Source organism: Klebsiella sp. CSG-1 (assembly GCF_056521145.1).
This window is the reverse complement of the sequence record NZ_JBWNLD010000006.1, coordinates 1-20,172: the sequence shown is the minus strand read 5'-3', so window position 1 is coordinate 20,172 and position 20,172 is coordinate 1. Positions and strand designations below refer to the sequence as shown.

The window sequence follows — 20,172 nt, the reverse complement described above, 5'->3', positions numbered from 1 at the left end:
ACGTGATTGATAAAACCGCCTTTGTTCATCCGACTGCCATCGTGGAAGAAGGCGCCGTTATCGGTGCTAACGCCCATATTGGCCCGTTTTGTATTGTTGGTGCTAACGTCGAAATTGGCGAAGGTACCGTACTGAAGTCTCATGTTGTCGTTAACGGCCATACCAAAATTGGTCGTGATAACGAGATCTATCAGTTCGCTTCCATCGGTGAAGTTAACCAGGACCTGAAATACGCTGGTGAACCGACGCGTGTGGAAATTGGCGACCGCAACCGCATCCGCGAAAGCGTCACCATCCATCGTGGCACAGTACAGGGTGGTGGATTAACGAAGGTGGGCAGCGATAACTTGCTGATGATCAACGCTCACGTCGCGCACGATTGTACGGTCGGGAACCGCTGTATTCTGGCCAACAATGCCACGCTCGCCGGCCATGTCTCGCTGGATGATTTCGTTATCATCGGCGGCATGACGGCAGTCCATCAGTTCTGCATCATCGGCGCACACGTCATGGTCGGCGGCTGCTCCGGCGTCGCGCAGGATGTCCCGCCGTTCGTGATTGCCCAGGGCAACCACGCAACGCCGTATGGCGTCAATATTGAAGGGCTGAAGCGCCGTGGCTTTAGCCGCGAAGCCATCACCGCGATTCGCAATGCGTACAAACTGCTGTACCGCAGCGGGAAAACGCTGGATGAAGCGAAGCCGGAAATCGCCGAGCTGGCGACTCAGTATCCTGAAGTTCAGCCATTTGTCGATTTCTTCGCCCGCTCCACGCGCGGTCTGATTCGTTAATGTCTGCACAGCGTCCCCTGACGATTGCCCTGGTCGCCGGAGAAACCTCCGGCGATATTCTTGGCGCAGGTCTCATCCGCGCCCTTAAAGCACGTATTCCCGATGCGCGCTTTGTCGGCGTGGCGGGGCCATTGATGCAGGCCGAAGGCTGTGAGGCCTGGTATGAGATGGAAGAGCTGGCGGTGATGGGCATTGTTGAAGTGCTTGGTCGCCTGCGTCGCCTGCTGCATATCCGCGCCGATCTCACCCGGCGATTTACCGAGCTTAAACCAGACGTATTCGTCGGTATTGATGCGCCTGACTTCAATATCACCCTCGAAGGTAATCTGAAGAAGCAGGGTATCAAAACTATCCATTACGTCAGCCCGTCGGTTTGGGCATGGCGGCAAAAACGCGTTTTCAAAATTGGCAGATCCACCGATCTGGTACTGGCATTTCTGCCTTTCGAAAAAGCGTTTTACGACAAATTTAACGTTCCCTGCCGCTTTATCGGCCATACCATGGCGGATGCCATGCCGTTGGATCCGGATAAAGACGCCGCGCGGGATCGCCTGGGCATTGCCCGGGATGCGCACTGCCTGGCGCTGCTGCCGGGGAGTCGCGGCGCTGAAGTAGAAATGCTCAGCGCAGACTTTCTGAAAACCGCGCAGATTCTGCGTAACGATTACCCCGACCTGCAGGTGCTGGTGCCGCTGGTGAATGCCAGAAGGCGGGAGCAGTTCGAACGAATTAAAGCGGAAACGGCGCCGGAGCTTACGGTGCATCTGCTGGATGGTCGGGCGCGCGATGCCATGATCGCCAGCGATGCGGCCCTGCTGGCTTCCGGAACCGCGGCGCTGGAGTGCATGCTGGCCAAGTGTCCGATGGTGGTTGGCTATCGTATGAAGCCGTTCACTTTCTGGCTGGCGAAACGCCTGGTGAAAACCGACTACGTTTCGTTGCCGAACCTGCTGGCCGGCCGCGAGCTGGTCAAAGAGCTGCTGCAGGATGAGTGCCAGCCTGCGTCGCTTGCGGATGCGCTGCGGCCGCTGCTGGCCGATGGTAAAACCAGCCATGAAATGCATGACACTTTCCGCGCGCTGCATCAACAAATTCGCTGCAATGCGGATGAGCAGGCGGCGGACGCCGTACTGGAGTTAGCAAAATGATTGAGTTTGTGTATCCGCATACTCACCTGGTCGCCGGCGTAGACGAAGTCGGTCGGGGACCTCTGGTCGGAGCGGTCGTGACCGCCGCGGTGATCCTTGACCCGGCACGGCCAATTGTCGGTCTGAATGACTCCAAAAAATTAAGCGAAAAGCGTCGTCTGGCGCTGTTCGATGAAATCAAAGAGAAAGCGTTAGCCTGGAGTTTCGGCCGTGCGGAACCGCACGAAATAGACGAGCTGAATATTCTGCATGCGACCATGCTGGCGATGCAGCGCGCCGTTGCTGCGCTGCCGGTGGTGCCGGAGTTTGTGCTGATTGATGGCAACCGCTGCCCGCCGCTACCTGTGCCTTCACTGGCGGTGGTCAAAGGCGATAGCCGGGTGGCAGAAATCAGCGCAGCGTCTATTCTGGCTAAAGTCGCGCGCGATGCGGAAATGGCTGAGCTGGACCTTGAATTTCCTCAATACGGCTTTGCGCAGCATAAAGGCTATCCTACCGCTTTCCATCTGGAAAAACTGATCGAACATGGCGCAACCGAGCATCATCGGCGTAGTTTTGGCCCGGTAAAACGCGCGCTGGGCCTTGCGTCCTGATTCTTGTGTCGAGAAATAAGTAAACCGGAATCTGAAGATGTCTGAACCACGTTTCGTCCACCTGCGGGTGCATAGCGACTATTCCATGATCGATGGGCTGGCAAAAACCGGGCCGCTGGTGAAAAAGGCGGCCTCGCTTGGCATGCCTGCGCTGGCGATCACCGATTTTACTAACCTGTGCGGACTGGTGAAGTTCTACGGAGCGGGACATGGCGCAGGTCTGAAGCCCATCGTCGGCGCGGATTTTCACGTCCAGAGCGAACTGATGGGCGATGAGTTCACCGAACTCACGGTTCTGGCGGCCAACAATGTGGGTTATCAAAACCTGACGCTGCTGATTTCACGTGCTTATCAACGCGGCTATGGCGCGCTGGGACCGTGGATTGACCGGGACTGGCTGGCCGAACATCAGGAAGGACTGATCCTGCTTTCCGGCGCGCGTAAAGGCGATGTTGGTGTCAGCCTGACGCGTGGCAATATGGCGCTGGTCGATCAATGCCTCTCTTTCTACCAGGAGCATTTCCCGGATCGCTACTATCTGGAGCTGATCCGCACCGGTCGCGCCGATGAAGAGGCCTATTTACACGCCGCCGTGCAGCTGGCTGAAGAGCGCGGTATACCGGTCGTGGCGACTAACGATGTGCGTTTCCTGGAAACCGGTGATTTCGATGCGCATGAGATCCGCGTCGCGATTCATGACGGCTTTACCCTGGACGATCCGAAGCGCCCGCGCAAATACTCGCCGCAGCAATATATGCGCAGCGAAGATGAAATGTGCGAGCTGTTCTCCGATATTCCGGAAGCGCTGGAAAATACCGTCGAAATCGCCAAGCGCTGCAACGTTACCGTACGTCTTGGCGAATACTTCCTGCCGCAGTTCCCGACCGGGGATATGACGACGGAAGATTATCTGGTTAAAAAATCAAAAGAGGGCCTGGAAGAGCGTCTGGCTTTTCTGTTCCCTGATCCTGAAGAGCGCGTTAAACGCCGACCTGAATACGATGAGCGACTGGATATCGAACTTCAGGTGATTAACCAGATGGGCTTCCCTGGCTACTTCCTGATCGTCATGGAGTTTATCCAGTGGTCCAAGGATAACGGCGTACCGGTAGGGCCGGGACGTGGTTCCGGCGCCGGGTCGTTAGTCGCCTACGCCTTAAAAATCACCGACCTGGATCCGCTGGAATTCGATCTGCTGTTCGAACGTTTCCTGAACCCTGAACGTGTATCGATGCCCGACTTTGACGTCGACTTCTGCATGGAGAAGCGCGATCAGGTTATCGAGCACGTGGCGGAGATGTACGGTCGCGATGCGGTATCGCAGATTATCACCTTCGGTACGATGGCGGCGAAAGCGGTTATTCGCGACGTGGGTCGTGTGCTTGGCCATCCGTACGGGTTCGTGGATCGGATCTCGAAACTGGTGCCGCCCGACCCGGGGATGACGCTGGCGAAAGCGTTTGAGGCCGAGCCGCAGCTGCCGGAGATCTACGAAGCTGACGAAGAGGTCAGAGCGCTGATCGACATGGCGCGTAAGCTGGAAGGCGTCACGCGTAACGCCGGTAAGCATGCGGGGGGGGTGGTTATCGCCCCGACCAAAATTACCGACTTCGCCCCGCTATATTGCGATGAAGCAGGTTTGCATCCGGTCACCCAGTTTGATAAGAACGACGTCGAATACGCCGGGCTGGTGAAGTTCGACTTCCTTGGCCTGCGTACGCTGACCATCATCAACTGGGCGCTGGAGATGATCAACAAGCGGCGGGCGAAGAACGGCGAGCCGCCGCTGGATATCGCGGCGATCCCGCTGGACGATAAGAAAAGCTTCGATATGCTGCAACGCTCGGAAACCACTGCGGTTTTCCAGCTTGAATCGCGCGGCATGAAAGACCTGATTAAACGCCTTCAGCCCGACTGCTTCGAAGATATGATCGCGCTGGTGGCCCTGTTCCGTCCGGGGCCGCTGCAATCGGGGATGGTAGATAACTTTATCGACCGTAAGCACGGCCGCGAAGAGATCTCTTACCCGGACGTACAGTGGCAGCATGAGTGTCTGAAACCGGTGCTTGAGCCGACGTATGGCATTATCCTGTATCAGGAACAGGTCATGCAGATTGCCCAGGAGCTCTCAGGCTATACCCTCGGCGGCGCGGATATGCTGCGTCGTGCGATGGGTAAGAAAAAGCCGGAAGAGATGGCCAAGCAGCGCGGCACCTTTGAGGAAGGGGCGAGGAAAAACGGCATTGACGGCGAGCTGGCGATCAAAATCTTTGACCTGGTGGAGAAATTCGCCGGTTACGGATTTAACAAATCGCACTCGGCTGCCTATGCGCTGGTCTCCTACCAGACGCTGTGGCTGAAAGCGCACTATCCGGCCGAGTTTATGGCGGCGGTGATGACCGCGGATATGGATAACACCGAGAAAGTGGTGGGGCTGGTCGACGAGTGCTGGCGGATGGGCCTGAAAATCCTGCCGCCGGATATTAACTCCGGTCTGTACCATTTCCACGTGAATGACGACGGTGAAATCGTCTACGGTATCGGCGCGATTAAAGGGGTCGGCGAAGGGCCGATCGAAGCCATTATTGAAGCGCGTAACAACGGCGGTTATTTCCGCGAGTTGTTCGATCTTTGCGCCCGCACCGATACCAAAAAGCTGAACCGTCGGGTGCTGGAAAAACTGATTATGTCCGGGGCGTTTGACCGCCTCGGGCCGCATCGCGCGGCATTAATGAATTCGCTGGGCGATGCGCTGAAGGCCGCCGATCAGCATGCGAAAGCCGAGGCGATTGGCCAGGCGGATATGTTCGGGGTGCTGGCGGAAGAGCCGGAGCAAATCGAGCAATCCTATGCCAACTGCCAGCCGTGGCCGGAGCAGGTGGTGCTGGATGGTGAAAGGGAGACCCTGGGGCTGTACCTGACGGGTCATCCTATCAACCAGTATTTGAAAGAGATTGAGCGCTATGTTGGTGGCGTGAGACTCAAAGACATGCATCCGACCGATCGTGGTAAAGTCACCACGGCGGCGGGGCTCGTTATTGCTGCGCGGGTAATGGTCACCAAGCGCGGCAATCGTATCGGTATCTGTACGTTGGATGACCGTTCCGGGCGTCTGGAGGTGATGTTATTTACCGACGCGCTGGATAAATATCAGCAATTGCTGGAAAAAGACCGCATACTTATCGTCAGCGGACAGGTCAGCTTTGATGACTTCAGCGGGGGGCTTAAAATGACCGCCCGTGAAGTCATGGACATTGACGAAGCCCGGGAAAAATATGCTCGCGGGCTTGCTATCTCGCTGACGGACAGGCAAATTGATGACCAGCTTTTAAACCGACTCCGTCAGTCTCTGGAACCCCACCGTTCGGGAACCATTCCAGTACACCTCTATTATCAGAGGGCGGATGCGCGCGCGCGGCTGCGTTTTGGCGCAACATGGCGCGTCTCTCCGAGCGATCGTTTACTCAACGATCTGCGTGGCCTTATCGGCTCGGAGCAGGTGGAACTGGAGTTTGACTAATACAGGAATACTATGAGTCTGAATTTCCTTGATTTTGAACAGCCGATTGCAGAGCTGGAAGCGAAAATCGATTCCCTGACTGCGGTAAGCCGTCAGGATGAGAAACTCGATATTAACATCGACGAAGAAGTGCATCGTCTGCGCGAAAAAAGCGTTGAACTGACGCGTAAAATCTTCGCCGATCTGGGGGCATGGCAGGTTGCTCAACTGGCACGCCACCCACGTCGCCCGTACACCCTGGATTATGTTCGCCTGGCATTCGACGAATTTGACGAACTGGCTGGCGACCGCGCTTACGCTGACGATAAAGCCATTGTTGGCGGTATTGCGCGTCTGGACGGGCGTCCGGTGATGATTATCGGCCACCAGAAAGGGCGCGAAACGAAAGAGAAGATTCGCCGCAACTTCGGGATGCCGGCGCCGGAAGGCTATCGTAAGGCGCTGCGCCTGATGGAGATGGCTGAGCGTTTCAAAATGCCAATCATCACCTTTATCGACACCCCGGGTGCGTACCCGGGCGTGGGTGCGGAAGAGCGCGGCCAGTCTGAGGCGATTGCCCGTAACCTGCGCGAAATGTCGCGTCTGAGCGTTCCGGTCATCTGTACCGTTATCGGGGAAGGTGGTTCCGGCGGCGCGCTGGCGATCGGCGTTGGCGACAAGGTCAACATGCTGCAGTACAGCACCTATTCGGTCATTTCACCGGAAGGCTGCGCCTCCATTCTGTGGAAAAGCGCGGATAAAGCCCCGCTGGCGGCCGAAGCGATGGGGATCATTGCTCCGCGTCTGAAAGAGCTGAAGCTGATTGACTCAATTATCCCGGAACCTCTGGGCGGCGCTCATCGCAACCCGGAAGCCATTGCGGCAAGCCTGAAGGCGCAGCTGCTGGCGGATCTGGCTGACCTCGACACCCTGAGTGAAGAGGAGCTGTTAAATCGTCGCTACCAGCGTCTGATGAGCTACGGCTACGCCTGATTATTTTTCGCGTCAATATTGCCTGGGGCCGGATTTTCCGGCCCCTTTTTTATGTGCGATACGCCAGCGCGATTGCTATGATGCCTGACTCAGGTCAATTCCAGGAGGAAAGCGTGAATATCATCGCCATCATGGGGCCCCACGGCGTCTACCACAAAGACGAACCGATCAAAGAGCTGGAAGCGGCCCTGCAACGGCAAGGCTTTCAGACTATCTGGCCGCAAAACAGCGCCGACCTGCTGCAGTTTATCGAACATAATCCGCGGATCTGCGGGGTCATCTTTGACTGGGATGAGTACAACGCCGATCTGTGCAGCGATATCAATCAGCTGAATGAGTATCTCCCGCTATACGCCTTTATCAACGCGCATTCGACGATGGATGTCAGCAGTCAGGATCTGCGTATGACGCTGTGGTTCTTTGAATACGCGCTTGGCCTGGCAGAAGAGATCGCCACCCGAATCGCCCAGTACACGCGTGAATACCTGGATAACATTACGCCGCCGTTTACCAAAGCCCTGTTCAACTATGTGCAGGAGGGAAAATATACCTTCTGTACGCCGGGGCATATGGGGGGCAGCGCGTACCAGAAAAGCCCGGTTGGCTGCCTGTTTTATGACTTTTTCGGGGGCAATACGCTGAAAGCCGACGTGTCGATTTCGGTTACCGAGCTGGGGTCGCTGCTCGATCATACCGGGCCGCACCTGGAGGCTGAAGAGTATATCGCCCGCGCCTTTGGTGCCGAGCAGAGCTACATGGTGACGAACGGCACCTCGACGTCGAACAAAATTGTCGGCATGTATTCGGCGCCGGCGGGCAGCACGCTGCTGATTGACCGTAACTGCCATAAGTCACTGGCGCACCTGCTGATGATGAGCGATGTCGTTCCACTGTGGCTGAAACCGACGCGTAACGCGCTGGGTATTCTGGGCGGCATACCGAAACGGGAATTCACCCGCGACAGCATTCAGCAGAAGGTCGATACCACGAGCGGAGCCGGGTGGCCGGTACATGCGGTGATTACCAACTCCACCTACGACGGGCTGCTGTATAACACCACCTGGATCAAAGAGACGCTCGATGTGCCCTCGATCCATTTTGATTCGGCCTGGGTGCCTTACACTCATTTCCATCCGATCTACCAGGGGAAAAGCGGGATGAGCGGCGATCGCATTCCGGGTAAGGTGGTCTTCGAAACACAATCAACGCACAAAATGCTGGCCGCGCTGTCGCAGGCCTCGCTGATCCACATTAAAGGCAGCTACGACGAAGAGACTTTTAATGAAGCGTTTATGATGCACACCTCGACGTCGCCGAGCTATCCGATCGTGGCTTCGATAGAAACCGCGGCGGCCATGCTGCGCGGCAATTCTGGCAAGCGTTTGATCCAACGCTCCATTGAGCGAGCGCTGGATTTCCGCAAAGAGGTCCAGCGTCTGCGTGAAGAGACTGACGGCTGGTTCTTTGATATCTGGCAGCCGGAGGATATTGAGCAGGTGCAGTGCTGGCCGGTGGCAGGGGGGGAGAACTGGCACGGTTTCAAAGACGCTGACGATAATCATATGTTCCTCGACCCGGTGAAGGTGACGATCCTGACGCCGGGAATGGATGAACAGGGCAATATGGACGGTGAGGGGATCCCGGCGGCGCTGGTGGCGAAATTCCTCGATGAGCGCGGCGTGGTCGTGGAAAAAACGGGTCCCTACAACCTGCTGTTTCTGTTCAGCATCGGCATCGATAAAACCCGGGCGATGGGGCTGCTGCGCGGCTTAACCGAGTTTAAGCGCGCCTACGATCTCAACCTGCGAGTGAAGAACATGCTGCCGGATCTCTACGCGGAAGATCCCGATTTTTATCGCAATATGCGTATTCAGGATCTGGCGCAGGGGATCCATCGCCTGATCCGTCAGCACCAGCTTTCACAGCTGATGCTGAGCGCGTTTGACGTGCTGCCGGAAATGAAAATGACGCCGCATCAGGCCTGGCAGCGGCAAATCAAAGGTGAAGTCGAAACCATTGAGCTGGAAAATCTGGTTGGGCGCATTTCGGCTAATATGATTCTGCCGTACCCGCCGGGCGTACCGCTGTTGATGCCCGGAGAGATGATTACCGAAGAGAGCCGGGCGGTGCTCGATTTCCTGCTGATGCTCTGCTCGATTGGCCGCCATTATCCGGGCTTTGAAACGGATATCCACGGGGCGAAGCGCGGGGACGACGGCGTCTACCGGGTACGAGTCTTAAAAAATGACTCACTGCTTGCACCGCGCTAAGCGGCGCGAGTAACCTGGATGGCATTAACTGGAGGAGTAGACATGCTGGGTTTAAAACGGGTTCACCATATTGCTATCATCGCGACCAATTATGCGCAGAGCAAAGCCTTTTACTGCGATATTCTGGGCTTTACGTTGCAGAGTGAGTTTTATCGTGAAGAGCGCGACTCGTGGAAGGGCGATCTGGCATTGAACGGCGAGTATGTTATTGAACTGTTCTCTTTCCCGTTCCCTCCAGCTCGTCCGAGCCGTCCGGAAGCCTGTGGGCTGCGTCATCTGGCCTTTAGCGTGGATGATATTGACGCTGCGGTGGCTCATCTGGAAAAGCATGGCGTGGCCTGTGAGGGAATTCGCATCGATCCTTTTACCGGCAAACGCTTCACCTTTTTTAACGATCCCGACGGCCTGCCGCTGGAGATTTATCAGCAGTAACCCTTGCCAGAGCGCGCCCGGCCCGGTAACGTGCCGGGCTATCTCCCCAGCGACACTATCAAGATGATGACGCCCGATATTGCGCACACCCTACACCCCTATCGTCAGTTTTTAGTCGCCTTCAGCGGCGGTCTGGATTCGACGGTGCTTTTACATCAACTGGTCTGCTGGCGTGAACGGGACCCGACGCTGCAGCTGCGGGCCATCCATATTCACCATGGCCTGAGCGCGAATGCCGATAGCTGGGTTGCGCACTGCCAGCAGGTTTGTCAGCACTGGCAGGTTCCGCTGGTGGTCGAGCGCGTCACCCTGGCGGATGACGGCCTGGGCGTGGAGGCGCATGCGCGTCAGGCACGCTACCAGGCTTTCCGGGGGGCGCTGCGGCCGGGAGAAGCCCTGGTGACGGCTCAACACCTCGACGATCAGTGTGAAACCTTCCTGTTGGCGCTCAAACGCGGCAGCGGCCCAACCGGGCTGGCGGCGATGGCGGCGTCCTCCGGGTTTGCCGCTACCCGGCTGCTGCGTCCTCTGCTGAATACCCGTCGTGAGACGCTGCACCAGTGGGCGCTGGCTCATCAGCTCAGCTGGATTGAGGACGAGAGTAATCAGGATGATACCTACGATCGTAACTTCCTCCGCCTGCGCGTTGTCCCGCAGCTTAACGCGCGCTGGCCCCACTTTAGTGAAGCGGTCGCGCGTAGCGCCAGCCTGTGCGGTGAACAGGAGCAGCTGCTGGATGAACTGCTGGCGGAAGATTTGGCAAAACTGGTGGCGGATGACGGTTCGTTAGCTATCGACGCGCTGGCGTCCATGAGCGCGCCGCGCCGCGCCGCGCTGCTGCGGCGCTGGCTGGCCAGGCACTCTGCGCCGATGCCCTCGCGCGAGATGACGGAGCGAATCTGGCGCGAAGTCGCGCTGGCGCGGGAGGATGCCTTTCCCTGTCTGCGTCTTGGCGATTTTTCCGTGCGCCGTTATCAGCAGCGGCTGTGGTGGGTCAGGTATCAACCCGGCCAGACGAATGCGCTGCTACCGTGGCCGGACTACCGACAACCGCTACGGCTGCCTGAAGGTCTTGGCGAACTGGCGCTGCAACCAGGCGGACCGCTACGCGCCCCGCGTGGTGAAGAGCCGGTGACGGTGCGCTTTCGCGCCAGCGGGAATCTGCATATTGTCGGTCGTCACGGTGGCCGCAAGCTGAAGAAAATCTGGCAGGAGCTGGGCGTGGCCCCCTGGCGCCGCGATACCACACCGCTACTGTTCTACGGTGAGACGCTGATTGCGGCGGCGGATTCGCTGTTCGTAACCTGCGAAGGGGAAGCGCGGGAAGGCGAAGGGGTAGAGATGATATGGAGGAAAACGGGCGGCTGAGCCACCCGTTTTTATTCAGGACTCACTGACCACCACGGTACCGATTTCCGGGTGGCTGAAGCTGGCGATTTTATCCAGGCGTAGTTCGCGAATGTTTCCGCTCAGTTCCACCACCAGATACTCGATATTTTTGCGCGAGATAAGATCGCTTGCCTTCGCTTGCAGCTGCTCACCATCTTTGAGCGTCAGGACAAGCACCAGATGATGCTGGCAGGCAAGTTCGAGGTTGTCATAATCATCACAGTTGATGGGTTGATAAGTATCATTCATTGACATAATCGCTCACCAGTAAGTTTGCTGCCGCACAGGCGGCTTTTTCCCTGACTGACTCCGAAAGGGCCTCATCCGCCGCAATTTCATTCAATACTTTCAACACGCAACCCAGCGCATCTGGAATATACCCTAGGTCTCCGCTGGCTATTTCCGCATACCGCTTGCGTATTAACTCACAATATTGGTCCACATGCCCTCCTGTCAGTATTCTGACTCAACCGTGGGATGCAAGTTTAAGCCTACGAAGATACACTCTGTTTAGCAAGGTGACTATACCATAGTCATTTAAGCAATATCAGCAGGATGAAAAGAGAGCCGCCGATTGCCGGCAGCCTTTTGTCGCCCGTTTCGCTACAATGTACGCCATTTATTTCAGGAGAGTATTCATGGCGCTGAAAGCGACAATTTATAAGGCTACGGTGAACGTTGCCGATCTCGATCGCAACCAGTTTCTGGATGCCAGCCTGACGCTGGCTCAGCATCCGTCGGAAACCCAGGAGCGCATGATGCTACGCCTGCTGGCGTGGATCAAATACGCCGACGAACGTCTGCAGTTTACCCGCGGCCTCTCGTCAGAGGATGAGGCAGAACTCTGGCTACTCAACGATCATCTCGGCGTTGACCTGTGGATTGAGCTTGGTTTGCCGGATGAGCGGCGGATTAAAAAAGCGTGTTCACGGGCGCAGGAGGTGGTGTTGTTTGCCTACAATAGCCGGGCAGCGGAAATCTGGTGGCAGCAGAACAAGAGCAAAATGGCGCAGTTTAGCAAACTGACGGTCTGGTATCTGGATGATGCGCAGCTCGCCAGGCTCAGCGCTTTTGCCGATCGTTCAATGGTGCTACAGGCCACTTTACAGGACGGCGGCATCTGGCTATCTGACGCTAAGAATAATCTGGAAATTCATTTAACGGCGTGGCAGCCGTCGGCATGATTACGATTAGCCGCAGCGTGGTTATTCCGGATGAAGAGATAACCTTGTCCGGGATACGCGCGCAGGGCGCGGGCGGTCAGCACGTGAATAAAGCGTCTACCGCCATCCATCTGCGCTTTGACATAAAAGCATCCAGTCTGCCTGATTATTATAAAGAACGATTACTGGCCGCCAGTCACCACTTAATTTCTGCCGAGGGTGTGGTTATCATTAAGGCTCAGGAATATCGCAGCCAGGAAATGAATCGCGAAGCGGCCATTTCCCGTCTGGTTGCGTTAATAAAAGAATTAACCGCAGTGCAAAAAAGTCGCCGTGAGACCCGGCCGACCCGGGCGTCAAAAGAGCGTCGTCTTGCCTCGAAGGCGCAAAAGTCCTCTGTCAAAGCGCTGCGGGGGAAAGTTCGTCAGTAGGCGGCATGGCGAACGGGTGGAATGGATTATAAGGAATTAACAGTGAAGAAAATCGTACTCTCCGTTGCCGTAGCGTGTTCGCTCTTTGCGCTATTTGGCTGCAACCATCGTTCGGATGTCGAGATGTTACAGCCGGCGCCGATGGAAGAACTGAAGCCGATGCAGCAAAGCTGGCGTGGCATTTTGCCCTGCGCCGATTGTGAAGGGATTGAAACCTCGCTGTTCCTCGAAAAGGATGGCAGCTGGGTTATGAACGAACGTTACCAGGGCGTCAGCCGTGAACCGTCATCGTTCGCCTCGTACGGGACCTGGGCGCGGACCGCCGATAAGCTGGTCCTGACCGACAGCAAAGGGGAGAAGTCCTACTATCGCGCGAAGGGGGAAACCCTGGAAATGCTCGATCGGGAAGGTAACCCCATTGAGTCAACGCTCAACTACACCCTGAAATCGGTCAAAGCCAGCCTGCCGACTACGCCGATGACCATGCGCGGGATGTATTTCTATATGGCGGATGCGGCCACCTTCACCGACTGCGCGACCGGTAAGCGGATCGCGGTGGCTAACAATGCCCAGCTTGAGCGCGATTATGCCGCCGCTCGCGGGACGCAAACGCGCCCGGTGCTGCTGGTGGTAGAAGGGCACTTTACGCTGGAAGCCAACCCCGATAGCGGGGAGATGGTGAAAACGCTGATGGCGGATAAAAATAGTAAATTCGTGCCGGGCAAAGAGTGTAACCAGTAAGTGTTTTCTCGCTTCGTGCCGGGCAAAGAGTGTAACCAGTAAGTCGTTTTCTCGCGAACGCGGCAAACAAACGCTGCGGAAAACGGAGCAGCGAACCTCGTTGCCAACATAAAAAAGGCCCCGCAGATGCGGGGCCTTTTTACGTTTAGCGGTGGGTTCAGCCTTTAATAGCGTTAACCAGGTAATTCACGATATCGCCGGTTTTGATCAGCTGCTTCTCGCCGTTGCGACGATATTTATATTCGATATCGTCATTGTCGAGGTTGCGATCGCCGAGCACGATGGTATGCGGAATACCAATCAGCTCCATGTCGGCAAACATCACGCCCGGACGCTCTTTACGGTCGTCCATCAGCACTTCGATACCCTGTGCGCGCAGCTCGCTATACAGCTTCTCAGCCAGCTCCTGCACGCGGTAGGATTTGTGCATGTTCATCGGCAGGATAGCGACCTGGAAAGGGGCGATCGTATCTGGCCAGATAATACCGCGGTCGTCATGGTTCTGCTCAATGGCAGCAGCCACCACGCGGGTTACCCCGATACCGTAGCAGCCCATAGTCAGCACCTGGTTACGGCCGTCTTCACCCTGCACCGAGGCGTTCATCGCCTGTGAGTACTTGGTCCCCAGCTGGAAGATGTGACCCACTTCGATGCCACGTTTAATCAGCAGCGTACCCTGGCCATCCGGGCTCGGATCGCCGGCGACAACGTTACGGATATCGGCAACTTCCGGGGTCGCCACATCGCGATCCCAGTTAATGCCGAAGTAGTGTTTACCATCGATGTTGGCGCCGGCAGCGAAATCGCTCATCGCCGCCACGGTACGGTCGATAACCACCGGAATCGGCATATTCACCGGCCCCAGAGAACCTGGACCTGCGTTAACGATGGCGCGAATTTCTGCTTCAGTAGCGAAGGTCAGCGGGCTGGCAACCTGCGCCAGTTTTTCTGCTTTCACTTCGTTCAGCTCGTGGTCGCCGCGCACCAGCAGGGCAACCAGCGGGTAGCTGCTGCCTTCAACTGCTTTAACCAGCAGGGTTTTGACGGTCTTCTCAACCGGCAGGTTGAACTGCTCGACCAGCTCGGCGATGGTTTTCGCATTCGGCGTATCGACCAGCGTCATCTCCTGAGTTGCCGCCGCGCGCGGTGCTTTCGGCGCAACTGCTTCAGCAAACTCAATGTTGGCCGCGAAGTCAGAGCTGTCAGAGAAGATCACGTCATCTTCGCCGCTCTGCGCCAGAACCTGGAACTCATGAGACGCGCTACCGCCGATTGAGCCGGTGTCAGCCTGTACCGCGCGGAAATCAAGACCCATGCGAGTGAAGATTTTGCTGTAGGCAGCATACATCGCATCGTAGGTCTCTTGCAGCGATTCCTGAGAGGTATGGAAAGAGTAGGCATCTTTCATCAGGAACTCACGAGAGCGCATTACGCCAAAGCGCGGGCGAACTTCGTCACGGAACTTGGTCTGAATCTGGAAGAAGTTCAGCGGCAGCTGCTTGTAAGAGTTCAGCTCGTTACGGATCAGGTCGGTAATGACCTCTTCATGCGTTGGACCGAGAACAAACGGACGCTCGCCGCGGTCAACGAAACGCAGCAGTTCCGGACCGTACTGCTCCCAGCGACCGCTCTCCTGCCACAGGTCCGCTGGCTGAACTACCGGCATGGACACCTCGATGGCACCGGCGTTGTTCATCTCTTCACGCACGATGTTTTCGACTTTTTTCAGGACGCGCAGGCCGGTCGGCAGCCAGGTATACAACCCGGAGGCCAGCTTGCGGATCATCCCGGCGCGCAGCATCAACTGATGGCTGATGACTTCGGCGTCGGCAGGTGTCTCCTTTTGAGTGGAGAGCAGGTATTGGCTAGTACGCATGTTGTTACGGTTCCATTTGGACGATCGGAACAGGCTGGGGGACCAGCCTGAAACAAAAAAAGTGGTTTAGTTTACCAGTGTGGCAAAGATGCCAAAAGAGAGGAAAATAAAATTAGCGCGGTTCAAGGGAAAAGACTTCAAAACCGGACGGAATCACGCGCCAGCGTACGTTAAAATCGAGCAGCCAGACGGCATAAGTTTTTCCCGCTTCTTCCTCTTTACGATAGGCCGGCCGCGGATCCTGCGCCAGCACCTCGCAGATGAACGCTGTAAGGTGCGGATAGCGCTGTTCCAGGGCGAGGAGCTGCGCCTGCGTTTCAGGGGTAAAGCTGACCGCCATCTCCGCCTGCGGCGCCTGCTGGGCGTAGCTGGCGTTGGCATCCGGCAGCGCTTCGGCAAACGGCAGGTAAGGTTTGATATCGACGACCGGCGTACCGTCTACCAAATCCAGACTGCCAAGCTGAAGGATGACCTGATCTTGATGACAGCGAACACCTTTCAGTTCAACCAGCGACATCCCGATGGGATTCGGGCGAAACGTTGAACGCGTGGCGAACACGCCCATACGCGCATTGCCGCCGAGGCGGGGAGGGCGCACGGTGGGGCGCCAGCCGCCTTCCATCGTCTGATGGAAAACAAACAGCACCCACAGATGACTGAATGCTTCCAGGCCGCGGACGGCATCAGCCTGGTTATAAGGCGGCAGCAGATGCAATTCGCCGCCGCCATGTTTGACCAGGCCTGGCTGGCGCGGGACGGCAAATTTTTCTTTATATGGCGAGCGGATAACGCCTATCTGCGCAAACTGAAAAGCACTCATTGCGCCGAGACGTTAAGCGCTGAACCCAGGCAAACGGCCTGGCGATAGCATCCTGGTGTGCCGCTGGTGACTTCACAGCTGTGCAGAAGGACCGCGTTAGCTTTCATTTTAGCTGCGTTGATTTGCAGACGCTTGCGGGCGGTCGGGATATTGGGCGGCGAGTCCTGATTGCTGGCCTGGCATGATTCGCCGGTCACTTCACCGAGATCGCGGAATGGCTTCCCGACCAGTGCGGAGGCATCGGTATAAATTCTTACCGGCGCCGGACGTACTGCTTTCGGTTTGGCTGGCTCCGTTTTGGCCGGTGCGGTTGCGGTGCTTTGTACAGGTTCGACGGGAGATCTGCTTAGCATAGAACAGCCGCTTAACATGAGTGCTAACAAACAGACCGGTAAAGCACGCATAGTATTTCCTCAATAAATGATCAAACAGGGCGCTATTGAATCAGGTGCTTGCATAAATGACAAGACGGGCATAAAGCCCGTCCTGAATGATATTACGGTGAAAAGAGATTACCAGCCTTTCACTGCGCCGCCGTTAAAGATTTTGTTAGCGGCTTCGTAGACTTCATCGCTCTGGTAAGCCTGAACAAATTTCTTAACATTCTCCGCATCTTTATTGTCTTCGCGAGCAACAATCAGGTTCACGTACGGAGAGTCCTTACCTTCTACGAAAATACCATCTTTGGCCGGGGTCAGGCCGATCTGGCTGGCGTAGGTAGTGTTGATGACCGCCAGCGCAATCTGTGCATCGTCGAGGGAACGCGGCAGCTGCGGTGCTTCCAGCTCAACAATCTTCAGGTTTTTCGGGTTCTCAATGATATCCAGCGAGGTTGGCAGCAGACCAACGCCTTCTTTCAGTTTGATCAGGCCCACCTGTTGCAGCAGCAGCAGGGAACGACCGAGGTTGGTCGGATCGTTAGGAATGGCAATCTGCGAGCCCGGCTGCAGCTCATCCAGTGATTTGATTTTTTTGGAATAACCGGCAATCGGATAGACAAAGGAGTTACCCACGGCCACCAGTTTGTAGCCACGGTCTTTAATTTGCTGATCGAGGTACGGTTTGTGCTGGAAGGCGTTAACGTCGATATCGCCTTTGCTCAACGCTTCGTTCGGCAGAACATAATCGTTGAAGGTCACCAGCTCAACGTCGAGACCGTATTTCTCTTTCGCCACTTTTTGTGCCACTTCGGCAACCTGCTGCTCGGCACCAACGATGACGCCGACTTTAATATGGTTCGGATCTTTTTCATCCTGACCACAACCCACCAGAGCCAGAGAACCGATTAATGCGCCGACTGCCGCAAAGGTTTTGAAATTAAAGGCCATGTTATTTCCTTTCTGTAAGAGTCTGTGTGTACACGAGTCATTGGGCCGCGCGGAGACGACCCGAATGAGGGGGTGTAGATAATGTTATTTGTGAGTTACAGCCCGGACGATACGATCGCCAGAGAATTGGATTAAATAAACCAGAATAACCAGTAATACCAGCACGGTATTCATTACCGTAGCGTTGTAGCCGATATAGCCGTACTGATAGCCAATCTGCCCCAGACCGCCGGCACCCACCGCTCCGCCCATCGCGGAATAGCCGACCAGCGTAATGAGGGTGATGGTTGCGGCATTTACCAGACCCGGCAGCGCTTCTGGCAGTAGCACCTTACGCACGATCTGCATCGGCGTGGCGCCCATCGCGCGGGATGCCTCGATAAGCCCGGTCGGAATTTCCAGCAGCGCGTTCTCCACCATACGGGCGATAAACGGCGCCGCGCCAACCGTCAGCGGTACAATGGCGGCCTGCAGCCCGATGGACGTACCGACAATCACGCGGGTGAAAGGAATCATCCACACCAGCAGGATAATGAAAGGGATGGAACGGAAAATGTTAACCAGCGCGGACAGCGTCCGGTACAGTTTGGCGTTGGCAATAATCTGTCCCGGGCGGGTGACGTACAGCAGCACACCCACCGGCAGGCCGATGACAAAACCGAAAAAGCCGGAGACGAAGGTCATGGCCAGCGTTTCCCATACGCCGCGCAACAGCAGCCAAATCATTGCCTCAGACATATCCCAGTACCTCTACTTTTACATGGTGTTCCTGCAACCAGGCGATGGCCGCCTGGGTATCTTCCTGCGTGCCGTGCATCTCGGTCAGCATAATGCCGAACTTCACGCCGCCGGCGTAATCCATCTGCGCGCTAATAATGTTGTTATTCACATTAAAGCGGCGGGCGGTTTCAGAGAGCAGCGGAGCGTCGACGGAATGACCGGTGAACTCCATGCGCAGCATAGGGACGCTATCGGGTAGCGCGGTCGGCTTCAGGCGAGCCTGGTAGTCGTCCGGAATATCCAGATGCAGTGTGGATTGAATAAACTGTTGGGCCAGCGGAGTTTTCGGGTGAGAGAAGACTTCACTCACCGTATCCTGCTCGATCAACTGACCATTGCTGATTACCGCGACGCAATCGCAGATACGTTTGACGACATCCATCTCGTGGGTAATCAGCAGAATAGTCAGCCCCAGGCGACGGTTGATATCTTTCAGCAGTTCCAGAATGGAGCGCGTGGTTGCCGGGTCCAGGGCGCTGGTGGCTTCGTCACACAGCAGCACCTTCGGGTTGCTTGCCAGCGCGCGAGCAATAGCCACACGCTGTTTCTGACCGCCGGAAAGGTTTGCCGGGTAGCTATCATGCTTATCGGCAAGACCGACCAGATCCAGCAGTTCGGTCACGCGGCGCTTAATTTCCGCCTGCGGGGTATTATCCAGCTCCAGAGGGAGCGCCACGTTGCCGAAGACGGTGCGCGAGGCCAGCAGGTTAAAGTGCTGGAAAATCATGCCAATCTGGCGACGTGCGCGGGTCAGCGCTTTTTCAGACAGCGCGGTCAGCTCCTGACCGTCAACCTGGACACTGCCTTCGGTCGGACGTTCCAGTAGGTTAACGCAGCGAATCAGCGTACTTTTACCGGCGCCGGATGCGCCGATCACGCCATAAATTTGTCCGGCAGGGACATGCAGGCTGACGTTGTTCAGAGCCTGTATGGTGCGATTCCCCTGCAGGAACACTTTGGTGATATTCGAAAGTTTAATCATCAGTTATTTATTATCGTTTAGCCGTTTGCCGTGGCATTTTCTTCTGCCGTGTCCAGGCGATGCCTGTCAATGAAATGGATGTTAAGGCATCCAGACGTCTAAATCAATCAGCCTCTGTATAATGAGCACTTTCTTGCCTCCAGAAACATGCGATACTAATCAGACTAGCCTTTATCAGGAGCAAACCGGTGGCAAAGTCAGTACCCGCAATTTTTCTCGACCGTGACGGCACGATTAATGTCGATCATGGCTATGTCCACGAAATCGACAACTTTGAATTTATCGATGGCGTCATTGACGCGATGCGTCAGCTAAAGGAGATGGGATTCGCCCTGGTGGTGGTCACCAATCAATCCGGTATCGCGCGCGGTAAGTTCACGGAAGCGCAGTTTGAAACGCTGACCGAATGGATGGACTGGTCTCTGGCCGATCGCGGTATCGATCTGGACGGTATCTATTACTGTCCGCACCACCCGCAGGGGACGGTTGAAGAGTTTCGTCAAACCTGTGATTGCCGTAAGCCGCATCCGGGAATGCTGATCTCGGCACGCGACTATCTTCATATCGATATGGCTGCTTCTTATATGGTTGGCGATAAAGTAGAAGATATGCAGGCCGCCGCCGCCGCATCTATTGGGACTAAAGTCCTGGTTCGTACCGGCAAGCCGGTCACGCCGGAAGCGGAAAATGCCGCAGACTGGGTGCTGAATAGCCTGGCAGACCTGCCGGAAGCCATCAAAAAGCAGCAAAAATAGGCGTTAAGTACAAAAGATGAGCGGTTGAAATAAAAATGCATTTTTCCGCTTGTCATTCCCGTTCGGCTCCCTATAATGCGCCTCCATCGACACGGAACAACGGCAAACAAGCCGCCGGGTTGAAAGAGAAAACTTCTGAAAAATGAGGTTGACTCTGCAAGAGGAAAACGTATTATACGGG

General features: G+C 56.1%; 20 protein-coding genes. 12 read left to right on the top strand and 8 right to left on the bottom strand.

What is annotated here, in order from left to right; genetic code table 11:
* Nucleotides 1-2 precede the first annotated feature (2 nt).
* The 8 genes from lpxA to tilS all read left to right on the top strand — a co-directional run bounded on the left by lpxA (nucleotide 3) and on the right by tilS (nucleotide 11,094).
* Nucleotides 3-791, top strand: coding sequence for an acyl-ACP--UDP-N-acetylglucosamine O-acyltransferase (lpxA, locus tag AC007G_RS15650; protein WP_032689406.1), 789 nt, complete (start codon nucleotides 3-5; stop codon nucleotides 789-791).
* On the top strand, nucleotides 791-1,939 hold the full coding sequence (gene lpxB / locus AC007G_RS15645; protein WP_099973317.1) for a lipid-A-disaccharide synthase: 1,149 nt from the start codon (nucleotides 791-793) through the stop codon (nucleotides 1,937-1,939). The genes lpxA and lpxB overlap by 1 nt, the downstream gene beginning before the upstream one ends.
* The gene (gene rnhB, locus AC007G_RS15640) at nucleotides 1,936-2,532 is read left to right on the top strand and encodes a ribonuclease HII (protein WP_032689404.1); all 597 of its coding nucleotides are present in this window, start codon (nucleotides 1,936-1,938) and stop codon (nucleotides 2,530-2,532) included. The genes lpxB and rnhB overlap by 4 nt, the downstream gene beginning before the upstream one ends.
* 37 nt (nucleotides 2,533-2,569) lie before the next feature.
* Entirely contained in the window at nucleotides 2,570-6,052 is a 3,483-nt protein-coding gene (gene dnaE, locus AC007G_RS15635; protein ID WP_032697298.1) for a DNA polymerase III subunit alpha, read from the top strand.
* A gap of 12 nt (nucleotides 6,053-6,064) precedes the next feature.
* Nucleotides 6,065-7,024, top strand: coding sequence for an acetyl-CoA carboxylase carboxyl transferase subunit alpha (accA, locus tag AC007G_RS15630; protein ID WP_015585101.1), 960 nt, complete (start codon nucleotides 6,065-6,067; stop codon nucleotides 7,022-7,024).
* Nucleotides 7,025-7,137: 113 nt separating this feature from the next.
* Nucleotides 7,138-9,294 (top strand): lysine decarboxylase LdcC, encoded by a 2,157-nt coding sequence (locus tag AC007G_RS15625; RefSeq protein WP_032698101.1) that lies wholly within the window; start codon nucleotides 7,138-7,140, stop codon nucleotides 9,292-9,294.
* A gap of 42 nt (nucleotides 9,295-9,336) precedes the next feature.
* A complete protein-coding gene (locus AC007G_RS15620; protein ID WP_032697300.1) occupies nucleotides 9,337-9,726 on the top strand; it encodes a VOC family protein in 390 nt (129 codons plus the stop codon).
* Nucleotides 9,727-9,792: 66 nt separating this feature from the next.
* On the top strand, nucleotides 9,793-11,094 hold the full coding sequence (tilS, locus tag AC007G_RS15615) for a tRNA lysidine(34) synthetase TilS (protein WP_032697304.1): 1,302 nt from the start codon (nucleotides 9,793-9,795) through the stop codon (nucleotides 11,092-11,094).
* A 15-nt stretch (nucleotides 11,095-11,109) separates the two neighbouring features.
* On the opposite strand, the gene rof is transcribed toward tilS, so the two are convergent.
* Nucleotides 11,110-11,370, bottom strand: a complete 261-nt coding sequence (gene rof, locus AC007G_RS15610) for a Rho-binding antiterminator (RefSeq protein WP_004858152.1) — start codon at nucleotides 11,368-11,370, stop codon at nucleotides 11,110-11,112.
* Nucleotides 11,357-11,557, bottom strand: a complete 201-nt coding sequence (locus tag AC007G_RS15605) for a YaeP family protein (RefSeq protein WP_004858155.1) — start codon at nucleotides 11,555-11,557, stop codon at nucleotides 11,357-11,359. Before AC007G_RS15605 ends, rof begins: the two co-directional genes overlap by 14 nt.
* A 196-nt stretch (nucleotides 11,558-11,753) precedes the next feature.
* Between AC007G_RS15605 and AC007G_RS15600 the strand changes: the two genes are divergently transcribed.
* The 3 genes from AC007G_RS15600 to nlpE are packed head-to-tail and all read left to right on the top strand — an operon-like array spanning nucleotide 11,754 to nucleotide 13,450.
* Complete coding sequence (locus AC007G_RS15600) at nucleotides 11,754-12,299, top strand: YaeQ family protein (protein ID WP_032689401.1); 546 nt, start codon at nucleotides 11,754-11,756, stop codon at nucleotides 12,297-12,299.
* A complete protein-coding gene (arfB, locus tag AC007G_RS15595) occupies nucleotides 12,296-12,709 on the top strand; it encodes an alternative ribosome rescue aminoacyl-tRNA hydrolase ArfB (RefSeq protein WP_032689400.1) in 414 nt (137 codons plus the stop codon). The genes AC007G_RS15600 and arfB overlap by 4 nt, the downstream gene beginning before the upstream one ends.
* A gap of 42 nt (nucleotides 12,710-12,751) precedes the next feature.
* Nucleotides 12,752-13,450, top strand: a complete 699-nt coding sequence (gene nlpE, locus AC007G_RS15590; RefSeq protein WP_085397085.1) for an envelope stress response activation lipoprotein NlpE — start codon at nucleotides 12,752-12,754, stop codon at nucleotides 13,448-13,450.
* A gap of 157 nt (nucleotides 13,451-13,607) precedes the next feature.
* Here the strand turns inward: nlpE and proS are convergent, their stop codons facing one another.
* From proS to metN, 6 genes are all read right to left on the bottom strand, one after another.
* Nucleotides 13,608-15,326 (bottom strand): proline--tRNA ligase, encoded by a 1,719-nt coding sequence (gene proS, locus AC007G_RS15585; protein WP_142630722.1) that lies wholly within the window; start codon nucleotides 15,324-15,326, stop codon nucleotides 13,608-13,610.
* Nucleotides 15,327-15,438: 112 nt separating this feature from the next.
* On the bottom strand, nucleotides 15,439-16,146 hold the full coding sequence (gene tsaA, locus AC007G_RS15580) for a tRNA (N6-threonylcarbamoyladenosine(37)-N6)-methyltransferase TrmO (protein ID WP_032689397.1): 708 nt from the start codon (nucleotides 16,144-16,146) through the stop codon (nucleotides 15,439-15,441).
* Entirely contained in the window at nucleotides 16,143-16,550 is a 408-nt protein-coding gene (gene rcsF / locus AC007G_RS15575) for an Rcs stress response system protein RcsF (protein ID WP_004858168.1), read from the bottom strand. Before rcsF ends, tsaA begins: the two co-directional genes overlap by 4 nt.
* A 108-nt stretch (nucleotides 16,551-16,658) precedes the next feature.
* A complete protein-coding gene (locus AC007G_RS15570) occupies nucleotides 16,659-17,474 on the bottom strand; it encodes a MetQ/NlpA family lipoprotein (RefSeq protein ID WP_004858169.1) in 816 nt (271 codons plus the stop codon).
* 84 nt (nucleotides 17,475-17,558) lie between these two features.
* Nucleotides 17,559-18,212 (bottom strand): methionine ABC transporter permease MetI, encoded by a 654-nt coding sequence (locus tag AC007G_RS15565; RefSeq protein WP_032689396.1) that lies wholly within the window; start codon nucleotides 18,210-18,212, stop codon nucleotides 17,559-17,561.
* Nucleotides 18,205-19,236 carry a methionine ABC transporter ATP-binding protein MetN gene (metN, locus tag AC007G_RS15560; protein ID WP_032689395.1) on the bottom strand — a complete coding sequence of 344 codons (1,032 nt, stop codon included), beginning with the start codon at nucleotides 19,234-19,236 and terminating at the stop codon, nucleotides 18,205-18,207. Before metN ends, AC007G_RS15565 begins: the two co-directional genes overlap by 8 nt.
* A 188-nt stretch (nucleotides 19,237-19,424) precedes the next feature.
* Between metN and gmhB the strand changes: the two genes are divergently transcribed.
* Entirely contained in the window at nucleotides 19,425-19,991 is a 567-nt protein-coding gene (gene gmhB, locus AC007G_RS15555) for a D-glycero-beta-D-manno-heptose 1,7-bisphosphate 7-phosphatase (RefSeq protein ID WP_004858176.1), read from the top strand.
* The last annotated feature ends 181 nt before the right edge of the window (nucleotides 19,992-20,172 follow it).